The organism is Deltaproteobacteria bacterium, from assembly GCA_018668695.1.
Classification (GTDB): domain Bacteria; phylum Myxococcota; class XYA12-FULL-58-9; order XYA12-FULL-58-9; family JABJBS01; genus JABJBS01.
In genome coordinates this window covers 1-13,789 of sequence record JABJBS010000091.1, presented here as the reverse complement: position 1 = coordinate 13,789, position 13,789 = coordinate 1, and the positions used below count along the sequence as shown (strand labels likewise).

Here is a 13,789-nt window from a genome sequence, read left to right as displayed (position 1 = left end):
TTTCAAGCCAACCGCACGAAAGATACGTGTAGGCAGTATGCCTGTTCGACCGAGCCCAACTTGGGCAATGATATACCAAGTACCGGATCTGGGACCACCGGATCGCTGCTCAATGCCATTGTAGGTGCCTTTGCCGACTACGAGGCCAATAACCCATAGTTTTCTTACCGACCCCGGCGACCACTCTCGGTAATCACACTGTAGGTCATAAAGTAGGTAGTGAAATCTTCCATATTGATGCGAAAGATTCCGTCGTCTTTGCCGTCGGGTGCACCGTTGTAATCTGGCTCTGATTGTCCCCAGGGATTTCTCAATATAAGATAGGGCTCGCCCGTATTCTCATCCATGCCGCCGCCTAAAACCGCATAGTTGTGATTCGCGTAAAGCTTCATGCCTTCGTAGCGGCCTTTATCTCCATAGGTCCCCGCACTGGCCGGACGACCGGCTTCAATGGTGTCCCGAATGGTTTCAAATACTTCCTGCTTGGAATGAGCCTCTTCCATGTTGTGCATCATATAAGGCTCGCCCGTAAAAGCGCGCACCACATCACCGGCTTTGCCGCCTTGGCCAATGGCCTCATAGGAGCCGCCCATGTGCTGGGCGTAGGCTTTCTCGAGAATCATGGGCCAGAGTTCACCCGATGGACTGTGGGTATAGATGGGCGTGCCATCGTCTTTCACAAAGAGGTCACTGTCGACGGTGACCTTCACCGGCTTGGGCCTATATTTTCCTTCGAGGAGTGTGACTTCAAAATTACCGTCGGGAAGTTCCATGATGGCATTTTGAATGGCTTCGGGCCGGTAGTGAGCCAAGAGAGACAAACCGCAAGCAAAGTAGCAGTTGTTGATGGCGCCTTGCTCTACATCCTCTACGGATACGCCTTTTACATAGAGCGGGCCTTCTAAGTGGGCCATATCGACCGTGGCTTCACCATCGGCGCCAGTGTGTTCGGCGGTGGGCGCAATGAATTCAAGATCCACTTCCATGCCATCGCCCATGTCCGGCGGAGCCACGCGGCTCCAGGCATCGCGGCCATCGTTGCGCACAAATACAGACGCTGCTTTGGGCTGGTCAGGGGCTTGAATATGCAGCTCGACCGTTTCGCCTTTTTTGCTTTTCACAGGAAGGTCGAATTTACCATCGGCACCGGCCTCTACAAACGAGTCGGTCCCAGAACGCGACACATTGCGCGCTTCGATTTTGGTTCCTGGCTTGGCTTTACCGGAAAGATGCTTGGAGTCCATAGACTCCAAGTTGATGTTTGGATTTGGTACGCCGCTGTTTCCCCCAACGCCTCTTGGCATGGAACACCCCCGTGTATGCGTGAGGTCTTATTATAGCGGGGGCAGGGTGCTAAGAAGCAAGCGTTTCCAGCCTTGGAAGGAAATTCTCTTAGAACCATTGGCTAAAATTGTTAATGGCCATTGATCCGGTCGCCATTATCGTCGACTGTGTTGTCCGAAGTTTCGTCGTGCCATCGCAGAGGTGGGACTTTTCCAAAGGAAGGCTCGTGCACTCCAAAAGTACAAGTCGGTCCAAACGGGTATTTGTCCGTCACATAGTACCCATAAACACCATTGGCATCCGTCGCACCGTTACACTCATCTAGATTTCCAGTATTGCCATGGTCATAGGTCCAATCGTCAATGTACCGACCCAGAGGCAGCCCGAAATCACTGGCGAAGTCTTGTGGACGGTTCTCGATGTCCCAAGGTGTGGGCGGTGTGCCTCGGTCAAAGTTTGCCGGTAAATCAGTATACGGATCGCGAGAGTTCCCATTATTAAGCTCGAAGTCTTTGAGCTTGTAACCCGACTGCGCCTTGACCAACTCTCCCTCCTCATTAACGAACCAGTGTCCGAATATAGGAAAACCATCTTTCGCATAACCAATCAAAGGAGACCCGCCAGGAGGTCCTATCTCTTGGTCATCATCTTTTTGTAGAGGATGAGTAATCGCATGGTAGTGGTAGGAACCCTCGAAACCATGTCCGTAGTATTCATCAAAAATCGCTGCCATGTTCTCCGAAGCGGGTTCATGAAGCGAATAAGCGGGGATTTCATACCAGACGGAAAGGCCACCGCAGCCGGTCGAATTGCCAGCTTCATTGACGCGTGGATGAGCAGGGTTGTAGCAAAAACCCGAATCCATCGCGATGCCTATGCCGTTCAGAAGAACGCCATCGTAGTCCATGAAGTTGGTGGCATTTCGGTCGGTGTCGTCTGCGACCCTCGGTTCGGACAAGCGGGGATAAACTGGAATGTAAGTGACTTGTCTGTCGTCGTGGTCAATTTCGGTCACCCAAACGTTTGACTGAGCCGGTGTACCCACGTCCCAGCCAAAATCATGATTGGGAATCATGTTGTGAACCATTCGGCAATGCGTGGCTTCCTCTGGGTCACTTGTCGTTCTCACCCCTTCGTAATCCCAGGCTCCGGGAACGGTGGGATTGTCTGGGTCATGCACATAATCGCCACCCACAACAACAAGGTCTATCTGAACGAAGCTTGTTACATCTGTTCCGGGGTAGAAAGGCGCAGATGGGGCTAAGTTGGACCTATCGGTAGCACCAAGGGAGCTGTAATCGCCATCGTTGGCATCCGTGGCATAAGTTCGGCAATCGGGATTGCGGTTGGCAAGAGCTGCATTGAGCATACCTTCTGGATCTTCGTTGAGGTCAGGGTTGGCCGTGTAAGGGCTTTGCTCATCTTCTGCGCCTGCATCAGGATTGGCTGAAACTACAGTATCATTTCCCACATCATGGACATGCCCATGTTCGGCTTCTGATTCTTCTGATTGGTGCTCGTGTCCAGCGCACGCAGCCACGCAGAGCAGTGCGGCCATCGATAAGGGAAACTTAAAGGATTTCATCAGCTCTTCGAACTTTCATAAAAGATATGGATACTTAGCGCATGCTCAATACTTTATGCATGGAGATGCTTCACGCCAGTCATTCACTAAACAGGTGACTGCGATGAAAGTTACGAAGAAGGTATAGAAGAGTCTAATCGGGGAACATTGTGAGTTATGAGTGGGGCAACACAACCATTCGTTGCACCAATGCTTTGTGCACTCGGTAGTTTCTGGGCTTTAAGGGCCTTCTGCCAGCAAAGTTAACCACTTTCCCTCTATACTATTTTCAGAGCATCAACTTATGGACGAGAACCCCAGAGAACTTCGTCTAAGGATAATAAAAATGAATGCCCCCTTGCTGCTGGTCGCCAGCCTCTTATTCATGTCACCCGATGCATCGGATATTGAAAACCAGAATAATGATACAACATGGTCAGTCGGTGCGAGTCTTCGTGCCAACACTCTCAACCTAGGAAGTCTGCGTGCTCCGATGTCTTCGGGAACGCTAGGCAGCCTCGATTCTTCTGCTCCAACCAGCTACGGGCTGAGTATTGAATACTTTACAAGTGACCGGCTCACATGGATGCTGCGCGTTTCTGGTAATTACAACACCCAACAAAGAAACCGGGGAGCTGCAGGCCTCACTGGCGGCGAGAGCGCAACACGGCACATGGCACTAAGTTTATCTGGAGGTCCACGCTGGATCTTCAACCCGGGACAACGCGTCGAAGTCTCTGGATTCGCCGTGCTTGGCGCAACTTATAGGGCTGGCGAAACATCGACGACTCCGGACGATACGACAACGCCGCCAAATAACGATAGCATCACGAACGAAGACACCACCGATAACGTAGAGATTTATAAAGAGTGGGGATGGTCCATCGGCTCATCTTTGGGCATCGCCTTCGAGATGCAATTGATAAACAATCTGCATTTGCGTCTGTTTTCTTCAGTGGTCGGTGTTTCAAAAAGCCACACGGCCTCACGAGGGTATATTGCTGGGTTGGGGCCGGCTCCAGTCGCCAGCAACAACTCTTTCGGACTGAATCTCGACATCCGCCCGGGTATTGAATTACGAATGGCATTATAAGGACTGTGACCTATGCTAGCTAATGTTGCTACGAAGTCATACGCACCACGAGGACTTATAATGAAGGTTTTTATATTAGGCATTGCTTCATTACTCCTCACGACCTCAGGCTGCACCATCACGCAGCTGAGTTGCCAAGAAAAGATTGCGCTCGTTTTAGAATCTACTTGCTCCCCACAGAAGAAAAACAAGCTGGCTTATGCTGTGGTCTCTGGTTGCTCTCGGCCTTACACAAGAGCCTATGATTGGGGCAGCCAATTGACGACCCTGACAAAGCCCCTTCAGTGTGAAAAAATCCCAACCCAAGGGTTCGAATATTCCTGGAACGCCGCCACAACACCTGAACCCAAGAACAGGATATTCCCAAAGGCTCCAAGCCGTGAAGTCCGCCAGAAACCAGGTACCATTACGAAACAAATCGTTCGCGATGCGATGTATCCGATCCAGATCCAGGCAAAACGTTGCTATGAGAATGCATTGCGAATCTATCCAAACTTATCCGGGAAGATCACCATGTATTTTGAAGTCGATACGAGTGGCGTAGTTCTTCGAGCCGGCATTCAGTCCACCACCATGTATCACCATGGAGTGGAGAGTTGCCTCTTAAAAGTGGTTAAACGCGTAAGGTTCCCAGAGAGCAAGGATGGTCGTAAAGCTTCGATTACATATCCTTGGGTTTTTAAGCAGGGAAGAAACTAGGGTGTTCGCTGGTTAAGGTAACTCCGCCGCAGATGCCTGAAGACGACTAAGCATTAAGCGTTTCCAGCCCAGGAGAGAATTTCTCCGTGAGGCATTGGCTTAAGTTCGGGAACATAAAGGCCGAACGGTAGAAGTCGGGGTAATAAATCTTGCGGGTTTTGGCGGTAAGGGCTTTGCTTATTTTCAGAGCCAGCTCTTCTGGAGTTCCCATGGGCAGCTTGTCGGCGGCGCCAAAGCTTCCGCCAAAGGTTTCCCGGGCGCGCACTTCCATGGGCGTGGCTACCGGGCCTGGATACACCGTTACCACATGAACGCCGTGCTCTTTGCTCTCTACATGGAGCGCTTCAGAGTATTTGGCCAAGGCTGCTTTGGTGGCCGCATAATGGGCCATACCGGTGGGTGTGTTGACCGCAGCCACACTTGCCACATTCACAATACCGCCATCTTGTCGTTCTTTCATGCCCGGAAGTACCGCTTCCACCAGCGCCATGGGGCTGAGCACATTCAGGTTAAAGAGCTTAGCGGCCTCCAAGTGGGTTACATCGCCAGCGCCTTTAAAGCAGTTCATGCCGGCGTTGTTCACCAGCTTATCCACAGGGCCAAACTGGTCCACCGCAAGCTGCACCAGCTCAGGCACATTCTCCGGAACCGATAAATCACAGGGCAAAACGAGGGTTTGGGCGTTGAGTGAATCGGCGAGGGCAACCAGCTTATCTTTGCGGCGAGCCACCAACGTGAGGCTGTTGTTGGGATTCGAGCCAAATTCACGAGCAATGGATTCACCAATGCCACTGGATGCGCCGGTAATGAGGATATGCATAGAGATTTCCCTTAGGTTTCGAGTTTGCCGGCCTAAGGTGGGTTGGAATTGGAGGGTGTCAATGGGTGGGAATTAATCACATCCATCCTATCTGCCAGTGGACATATCCTCGATTGATGTAGCAAACGCTCGGGCGGAAAGAGTGACTAGAATTGATTTAGCCTCAAACCCAACCAGCTGATGCTGCGGCAAAGTCCAGAAAGATGCTTCTTACAAGTGAATCAGCGGTCGAAATGCCAGCTCTGCCTTTGCGCGAACCAACGAGGGTTCTTCACCGGTCGCCATCTGAGTGAGAATCATAGAAAGCTGACTATCCAAATACGATGCCGCAAGCTTGACGGGAATTTCTAGATTGATCTCTTTACGGCCCTGGGCTCGCTTTACCCAGCCCTCGTAAACCAAAAGATATTCCTGCCTAAATTGCTTTAGTCGAGCTGCTGTCAACGGACCAAGCTCTGATGATGTCGCACCCATTTTCACAACCATACAGCCCGCAGGTGTATCCCGTTGCCCTGTAACCGCATGGACTAGGTCATGCAGCACGCCGGCAAAAGGGCGGTCACTTTCAATCAATTCCACCATCGAAGAGAAGACCGTCTCGATATAATGCTCCAGCACAGCAAGCATGAGTTCGTCTTCGCCGCCAAACTCTCGATAAAGGCTTGGCTTTGACACGTCCGCACGCCGGCAAATCTCATTTAACGAAATGCTGTGAACACCCTCATCCCAATAGCTCTCCATTGCCACTTTGAGTGTGCGCATGCGGTCCATCGTCTTGGGTCTGCCCCGGGATTTTTTTTGCGCTTCTTCAGCCAAGAATTACCTACTCATCTTTTTGGTTGACAATAATACTATCAACCCCCTATTTAAATACCGAACGGTACGATAATATTCAAGTACAATCACAAAGGAAGTGTCATGTCGTCTGAAACAGTTCTGGTTACTGGAATCTCTGGTTATATCGCTCTCTATTGCGCCGGGGATCTATTGCGCGCTGGCTACAAGGTCCGAGGTTCGGTCCGTAGTAAAGCCAAAGAAAAAGAAGTGCGGGCCACCATGGAAGCGGCGTCCATTGATAGCACCCACCTGGAGTTCGTAGAGCTAGACTTAAACTCCGATAGCGGATGGGCCGAAGCTACAAAAGACTGCACCTACGTTATGCATGTTGCATCGCCATTTGTAATGAAAAATCCTAAAAGCGAAAGCGACATGATTCAACCTGCGGTGGACGGGACCTTGCGGGCCTTGCGCGCGTCCAAGGCAGCTGGTGTTAAACGATTTGTGTTAACCAGCAGCACCGTCGCGATGATGGGTACCCAGAAATCAGGTACCTTCGGGCCAGAAAGCTGGACTCCAACCGACTCGTCGCAGACCAGCACTTACGCCAAAAGTAAAACACTTGCGGAAAAAGCAGCATGGGATTTCATCAAGCAGCAATCAGACCATAGTCCTATGGAACTGGTTAGCGTGAATCCAGGAGGGGTTTTTGGCCCACCACTGGGTCGTAATATTTCCGGTCAAAGCATGGAGATGATGAGTAAATGGTTGGCCGGTGAAATGCCCATGGTTCCCAACATCGCGTTTCCTATGATTGATGTCCGCGACGTATCCGAAATTCATCTAAAATCTATGACCCACCCCAAGGCGGCAGGGCTAAGAATCTTGGCCGCCAGCGAAGAGGCCATCAGCTTTTCTCGAATTGCAAAAATTCTAAACGACAACGGATTCGACGGGCCAAGCCAGCGCATAGCGCCAAGCATCATGCTGCGTATTGTCGCGCTCTTTGACCGCGAGGCTAAGGCCATGCGCGGATGGCTCGATATGAACATCAAAGGCAACAACTCCAAGACCCGTGAGTTGTTCAACTGGACACCACGCCCCTTTGAAGAATCTCTCGTTGAAACAGCGAACGCCGTTCAAGCTTTAAGGTCCTAGTATAGGAGCCGGCGTCGATGTCGGCTTTCTATGTACTTAGCGAGACGCTCTCCAGAACCGATAAATCACAGGGCAAAGCCAGGGCTTGCGGCAAGCCTAAGGTGGGTTGGAACTGGAGGGTGTCCATGGGTGGGGAAGGCTTGGAATCAGATGACGCCTTGATACGGCCTCAGTATCTTGAAAGGATACTGGGAAACAACTTGCTTAGATCACTTAGCCCATCCTGGCTCTCACTGATTAAAGCGGCTCGCGTCAGCTCAAGAGTGTTCCCAATACAGGATTCGTAAAATGATATATTCAAAAAAGTGGTGTTTAGTCTTTTTTGTAAGCCTCGTGCTTGCAGGGTGCAGTGGTACTCCCGGCATCACTGATGGCGAGAGTATTTGCGACCAGTGCGAAACTTGCGACGATGATGCCACAAACGACTGCACGCAAGACTGCGCAGGAGTATGGGGCGGAACCGCTACAACAGATGAATGTGGAACATGCGACGATGACCCCGCAAACGACGGCTCACTAGACTGCGCAGGAACATGTGGCGGCAGTGCTACCATCGATGAATGCGGAACATGCGACGATGATGCCACAAACGACTGCACACAAGACTGCGCAGGAGCATGGGGCGGGATGGCAAGTGTGGATGGATGCGGCGTTTGTGATAGCGATGCCACCAACGACAACAGCACCTGCGAGTATTTTGATAACCTCAACGGTACAATCACAGATGTAGGCCGAGACATCACCTGGATGAAATGCGCCCAAGGCATGACTTTTGATGCCGATAGCAACACCTGCTTGGGCAACGAGACGACCTTTCGATATTGCTCTGAAATAGACAACAGCTGCAACGGCGGTGTATCGGGTGACGAACTCGATGGCGGCGGCAGCAGCTTTTTGTGGGACACATGCAACGATTTGGAATTTGCTGGCTATACCGATTGGCGGGTGCCAACGAAAGTGGAGCTTGTGAGCCTTGTTGTGTGTGATGACGGACCACTTGGCTATCCAGCACGGAATTGGTGTGGCCTAGGTAATGCGACAGCGCCTACTGTTGATGCAGAGTTCTTTCCCAACTTCCCAAGCGCATGGCTTTGGTCGTCAACTTCCTATGTGGTGGATCCTGCTTATGCATGGGAGTTTTATTTTGCAGGCGGGTACTTTGCCTTTGGCGGCGGTGATAATACTGACAGCCTTAAAGCAGGTTCGTCAGCAGCTCAGTGTGTTCGTTGATTATCGAGAGTAGCCGGCATCTGCTTGACTAGGCACTCAACCTAATCAGCAGGCATCAACGCCCAAGCAAACCGCCCAAACGCTTACGAAACATCTTACCCAAGACATTCTTCTTATCACCGCGAAGCTTCACCGGCTTAATCCAGTGTTCGGTCATGCGGATGATTTTGTCGTCTTTGAGGTCGATTTCTAAAGTCGATACGATGGTGCGCGGGTAGCCATCGGGCTTGCGCTTATAGTCCACGGTCATATTCCAAGTGTTGTAATGCTCGGCGTACGGGTCTTGCACCAACGATACAATCTCGGTGGCGGGAAAGAGCTTGTTGATTCTTAAAAACATCGCTTCAACGGGCTGATTGCCTTCGACCATCACCAAGGGATCTTGGAACATAACTTCCGCGTTCAGCGCATCCTGTGGGCACTCGCCGCGGCCTTCGTAGAGAAACTTAATCAGAGCTTGGGTTGTAGATGCTTCCATACTTATTGTTTTAGCCGTCCAGCCAAAAAGGGCAAGAAAGCTTAAGCAATCAATAGGGTAAGATCAGCGCTCAGCCTCTCATAACCGGTTGATATATTTTGGTTCCTCCTTACGAACCCCAGCTGTCGATTCAATACTTTCATCAACAAAGCAATCGCCCACTATACAAATGTTCAGCTCAGGTATATGACTTGCAGATGGAGGGAGTCACATGAACAGGCACATAGAATTGTTAGCCCAAGCGCCGGATCCACTGGTCCGCTCTCTAGTTGCAAACCGGGTTTCGGAATTCAAAACCATCAATCAATTGCTATCTGATTCTGATGAACATGTTCGCTCGAACCTGGTTTATAATCGTCAACTTCGCTCGGCGCAGCGACTCAAATTTTCTACCGATCCAAGTGAGTGGGTTCGACTGTCGGTTGCTCACCACACACAAAGCCCGCCCGAATCCCTGACTTTGCTTTCCCAAGATTCCGATGAATCTGTAAGGAAGGAGGTGGCCAAAAATCCATCTACTCCTGAATTGGCGCTGGATGTGCTTGCAATATCACCGGATCCGGTCTTGCGAGAAATGGTAGGGAGCAACCCATCTACCAACTTGAATACCGTCAACCAACTCTTGGATGACCATGAGGCTACTGTGGCTGAGTCAGCAGAAGCCTCGCTATTGATAAGAGAGCTAAAAACCAATCCCATAAAACTGACTATGGATGCCGAAGAAGTTAAGCAGCTACCCGTGGCTGCTCAAAAGTTCCTGGCGCGTTACCCGCAAACTTCACCGGCAACGCTTGACGCTTTAAGTCGAGAATCGTCCACTGAAGTCCAAGATTTGGCCGCACGTCATTCTCAAACACCTTTTGCGGCACTTAAGCATTTGCTGAGTTTAGATAAAGACCAAGTTACTCAGGCTTTAAGTTTTAACACCTCGTTCACAACTTCAGTCGAGGATCACCAGGAAATTTACCGCCGTATAAAAAAGTGGTTGATAGAGTTACAAAACCTGGAACGGTTAAGCCCTGAATTGCGGGATCGCTTACGTTCAACTTTAGGAGTAGGAGCTAACTCTGAATCACGTACGTCACTGAGAAACCTTTGTCGGCGCACTGCAAAAAACAACAGAAACATTCACTTCTTGACTCTTTTCGAGCAGCTCGGTGCACCCGATATTCTTCAGCATCTCGCCGCCAATCGGAATATTCCGCCATCTATGCTTGATAATCTATGTCTCACAATGGGAACAGAGTTCGGAAACAAACCAAGTTCCGAGTGCCTAAGGTGCATGTACAATTTATCTACAAATCCCTACAGCTCCATCAAGTCACTGAAGCTTCTCGCAGACGTCACAACCAACATCCTTGCTAAAACGGAGAGAAAAAATACAACAAGCGATGATTGGATATTTCCCTGGAAGCAAATATCGGGCATCGCCACAGGGCTTGTTATCAATCCATCGACGCCTGAATCCACAAAAGACATGCTCACGCATCAGCTGATATCTTAAGAACGATGGCGGAACCTGCTCCGGCCCCAGATTTACCCGTTTGTCTGATAAGTCAGATTATGTAAACTTTGAAAAAATATCAGAATATAGCCCTTTTAGACTCTCCTGGAGGTATTTACATGTGCCACAATTGACACCGGAATTGGCATTTGTAACAACCGCGACCAACGGTGTCGTCGCAGCACCGCTTCACTTTTCATGGGGATACTTCATGCATCCAGTGCGCTTATCAGTAGCTCTTCTTTCGATTTCCGTGGCCCTCTACGGCTGTACCACTCAGGAATCCAATCCAACCGGCAATACCACCGAAGCCGATGCATCCACGCCGGATCCAACCGACTCCACAGATTCGAACGATGCCACGGATGCTGCCGACCCCACGGATTCCACCGATACTTCAGACAGCTCTGATGCTTCAGACACCACAGATGCCTCGGATACATCTGACGCCACCGACACCTCTGACCCAAGCACCACCGAGCCTGATCCAGAATGCACCGATGGCGACACTCAAAACGGCACAACTGCTTGCGGCCTGAACAATGAAGGCGTCTTTGTCCAAACATGCGAAAATGGCTCATGGATGGATACGGACACCTGTACCGGTACGGATATTTGCCAAAACGGCACCACGCAAGCTGGCTCTGAAACCTGTGGACTCAATAACGAAGGCACCTTTGAAGAACTCTGCGCCGATGGCGCATGGGCCCAAACCGAAACCTGCAGCGGCACGGATGTTTGCGCAAATGGCACTTTAGACTACCAACTGGCAAGCTGCGCTGGCGGCACCACTGGCGCCAAAACGCTAGAATGCGTCAGCGGCGCTTGGACGGAGGAAACCGTCTGTCCGGAAGCTGGCAACACCAGTTACAGTGCTATGGGCCGAACCATTACGTTTGATAGCGTCAATATGAATGGCTCTGGCAACAGAGTTGCTCAAGTTCAGCCTGGCACCAGCACCAGCCTTCAAGTTGGTGGCTGGGTCGTCAACAACCAAACATCGTGCCCTGGCTGCATTACCCAATTTTATGTGCGCCTCAACGGCATTATGAACCTTTGTTTGGGCAGCAGCACCGGTAACTGGAGCTTCAACGAAAGCACCACCTTCACCGCTCCAACCGAGCCCGGTATATATTATGTAAACTCTACGGAAACCTGGGACTACAGCTGCTTAAACTCCACGGGAGTTTCTACTGAATATAATTCAAGGACAGTCGCCATGCTGGTCGTCTCAGGGCCCGATGGCACTGACAATGGTGATAACGGAAATGGCGGCGACGACAACACTGGCGGCACCTGCGATACAAGCGGTCTCACTGCTGGTACTGGGACCGTTCAAGTGCAAGCCTTCAACGATACCGTCATCAGCTGGGCTACGGCTCAAAATGAGACATTCACATTCCCCGCTGAATCTGAGCATTTTGTTTCTGCCACCATGCATATGACCCTCGAATGCCCCGATGGCGGCTGTGACCCTTGGGATCGATACGGCAGCGTGAGCTTGAATCACTCAAGCGGCGAAAACCACGAAATAGCCCGCTTCATCACGCCCTACGCCATCGATGCCTCCAGCGGCTATCCTGGCAGCTGTGCTTGGTCTTACGATGTAACCCCGTTCACGCATTTACTGCGCGGCGAACAAGAGCTCAGCCTCTTCATCTCCACCTGGATTGGCGGCGACCGAGGCTGGAAAGTCACCGTAACCTTCGACTTTGAGCGCGGCATTCCCGATCTGGAACCCTACCGTGTGGTCAACCTCTGGGACTTCGGCCACCTCGTTTACGGCAACCCTGGTAATCCCGTCACAAACCATCTCGTGGATCAGCCAGTTGTATTTGATGAAGAAACCGAAAGCGCCATGGTCCGTGTAACCGTTACAGGCCACGGCCAAGGTAACACCGACAACGCAGCTGAGTTCTCAATGCGCTGGCACGAAGTAAGTGCCGGTAACAGTGCCGATGCATGGACGCCGTGGCGCTACGATTGCGCTCAAAACTCCTGCAGCCCTCAGGGTGGCAACTGGCAATATGGCCGCGCCGGTTGGTGCCCAGGAGACGGCGTGTGGCCTCGCGATATCGACGTCACTTCAGAAATCAACACCAATGCCAGTGTGGCGTTTGGTTACGAAATCGAGCCCTATGAAAACTGCTGCCGACCAGATAATCCGAGCTGCAACCACAATGATGGCAACTGCTGTATCAGCTTCGCTGGCGAGTGCGGCTGGAATTACACCGGTCATACCGAGCCCAATTTTGATTTGAATGCGCAGCTCGTCTTGTATCGCTGCCCGCAATAATCGTGAGGTGATTTGGAGCAGTCACCAACTTAAGCCATGAAATAGCGCTTTTCCTCTTGCAGCACCGCGACCAAATGTATATCCGGCCGCCGCAATGCAAATAGAATATACGCCCAAAAATAAAGCTTCGGTGGAAGATGTCAGCTTCGGGCTGCGTTTCCGAAACATCCGCCCCACTGTCCGTAATATCATGCAGGAATTTAGCGTCGGCCAGCGCCGAGCCGCTCAAATACTTCATACTCTCGTGGAAGAAGGCATCCTCAACCAAGACGAGGAAACAAAGCGGTTTAGCCTGAAGCCAGATGACGCAGCCATTCGTCAAACTTCCGAAGAAATTCGAGAACTTACACGCCTTACTCTAGAGAAATATGCCCAGAAAGCACGCAAACGCGAACTCTCCTGAGAGCTAAGAAATCACCAATTCTTGTCGGGAACAGGGCCCTGTACACCCGTAGCCTGCTTGACCGCGGTCATGGCGGCACTCAATCCGGGATTTTCCATATCCGTGGCATGTACTCCAAGCCGCAGAGAAACCCGCTTGCCGTTGTTCCAAGGCCACAAAGCCGCGTAACAAATCATTTCTTCCGCGATATCAACGGTGTAGAGAAGCTGCCCAGGACGCATCCCTTGCAAATCCATCACGAGCTTCTGAACAGCGCCAACGGCATCTTCTAGATTCGTGTGCTCCCAGCAAACCGGAAACTGATCCTGCAACTTGTCGTTCAGTGAGTCGGCATCTTCGATACTCAAAACTGCAGTGACAGCATGGTAGCGGTCATCACCCCGAAAGCCGCACGACTCGGGTACCCATTTGACGACGTCTGCCAACATGGATGCTAATGTATCCTGAGAATTTTGGTCAGTCATAGATCCCCCAAAGACTATT

At 51.1% G+C, this 13,789-nt stretch carries 13 protein-coding genes; 7 read left to right on the top strand and 6 right to left on the bottom strand.

Annotation, left to right across the window (positions count from 1 at the left end):
- Window positions 1-164: 164 nt before the first annotated feature.
- Window positions 165-1,304 (bottom strand): hypothetical protein, encoded by a 1,140-nt coding sequence (locus tag HOK28_04870; protein ID MBT6432401.1) that lies wholly within the window; start codon window positions 1,302-1,304, stop codon window positions 165-167.
- A gap of 110 nt (window positions 1,305-1,414) precedes the next feature.
- Window positions 1,415-2,869, bottom strand: a complete 1,455-nt coding sequence (locus tag HOK28_04865; protein MBT6432400.1) for a YHYH protein — start codon at window positions 2,867-2,869, stop codon at window positions 1,415-1,417.
- Window positions 2,870-3,194: 325 nt separating this feature from the next.
- Between HOK28_04865 and HOK28_04860 the strand changes: the two genes are divergently transcribed.
- Window positions 3,195-3,941, top strand: a complete 747-nt coding sequence (locus HOK28_04860) for a hypothetical protein (GenBank protein MBT6432399.1) — start codon at window positions 3,195-3,197, stop codon at window positions 3,939-3,941.
- Between the two features lie 60 nt (window positions 3,942-4,001).
- Window positions 4,002-4,640 carry an AgmX/PglI C-terminal domain-containing protein gene (locus HOK28_04855; GenBank protein ID MBT6432398.1) on the top strand — a complete coding sequence of 213 codons (639 nt, stop codon included), beginning with the start codon at window positions 4,002-4,004 and terminating at the stop codon, window positions 4,638-4,640.
- Between the two features lie 46 nt (window positions 4,641-4,686).
- Here the strand turns inward: HOK28_04855 and HOK28_04850 are convergent, their stop codons facing one another.
- Together HOK28_04850 and HOK28_04845 are read right to left on the bottom strand one after the other, a co-directional pair.
- Window positions 4,687-5,460, bottom strand: a complete 774-nt coding sequence (locus HOK28_04850) for an SDR family NAD(P)-dependent oxidoreductase (protein MBT6432397.1) — start codon at window positions 5,458-5,460, stop codon at window positions 4,687-4,689.
- A 210-nt stretch (window positions 5,461-5,670) separates the two neighbouring features.
- A complete protein-coding gene (locus HOK28_04845; protein ID MBT6432396.1) occupies window positions 5,671-6,222 on the bottom strand; it encodes a TetR/AcrR family transcriptional regulator in 552 nt (183 codons plus the stop codon).
- A 156-nt stretch (window positions 6,223-6,378) separates the two neighbouring features.
- Here HOK28_04845 and HOK28_04840 point away from each other — a divergent pair, with 156 nt between their 5' ends.
- The gene (locus tag HOK28_04840) at window positions 6,379-7,395 is read left to right on the top strand and encodes an aldehyde reductase (protein MBT6432395.1); all 1,017 of its coding nucleotides are present in this window, start codon (window positions 6,379-6,381) and stop codon (window positions 7,393-7,395) included.
- Window positions 7,396-7,683: 288 nt separating this feature from the next.
- Entirely contained in the window at window positions 7,684-8,625 is a 942-nt protein-coding gene (locus HOK28_04835) for a DUF1566 domain-containing protein (protein MBT6432394.1), read from the top strand.
- A gap of 55 nt (window positions 8,626-8,680) precedes the next feature.
- On the opposite strand, the gene HOK28_04830 is transcribed toward HOK28_04835, so the two are convergent.
- The gene (locus HOK28_04830) at window positions 8,681-9,103 is read right to left on the bottom strand and encodes a hypothetical protein (protein MBT6432393.1); all 423 of its coding nucleotides are present in this window, start codon (window positions 9,101-9,103) and stop codon (window positions 8,681-8,683) included.
- 460 nt (window positions 9,104-9,563) lie between these two features.
- Between HOK28_04830 and HOK28_04825 the strand changes: the two genes are divergently transcribed.
- The 3 genes from HOK28_04825 to HOK28_04815 all read left to right on the top strand — a co-directional run bounded on the left by HOK28_04825 (window position 9,564) and on the right by HOK28_04815 (window position 13,306).
- Window positions 9,564-10,607: a hypothetical protein gene (locus HOK28_04825; GenBank protein MBT6432392.1), complete on the top strand. Its 1,044-nt coding sequence runs from the start codon at window positions 9,564-9,566 to the stop codon at window positions 10,605-10,607.
- 121 nt (window positions 10,608-10,728) lie between these two features.
- On the top strand, window positions 10,729-12,903 hold the full coding sequence (locus HOK28_04820) for a hypothetical protein (GenBank protein MBT6432391.1): 2,175 nt from the start codon (window positions 10,729-10,731) through the stop codon (window positions 12,901-12,903).
- Window positions 12,904-12,997: 94 nt separating this feature from the next.
- Window positions 12,998-13,306: a hypothetical protein gene (locus HOK28_04815; GenBank protein MBT6432390.1), complete on the top strand. Its 309-nt coding sequence runs from the start codon at window positions 12,998-13,000 to the stop codon at window positions 13,304-13,306.
- Window positions 13,307-13,317: 11 nt separating this feature from the next.
- Here HOK28_04815 and HOK28_04810 read toward each other — a convergent pair whose 3' ends face one another.
- On the bottom strand, window positions 13,318-13,770 hold the full coding sequence (locus HOK28_04810; protein MBT6432389.1) for a hypothetical protein: 453 nt from the start codon (window positions 13,768-13,770) through the stop codon (window positions 13,318-13,320).
- Window positions 13,771-13,789: the final 19 nt, after the last annotated feature.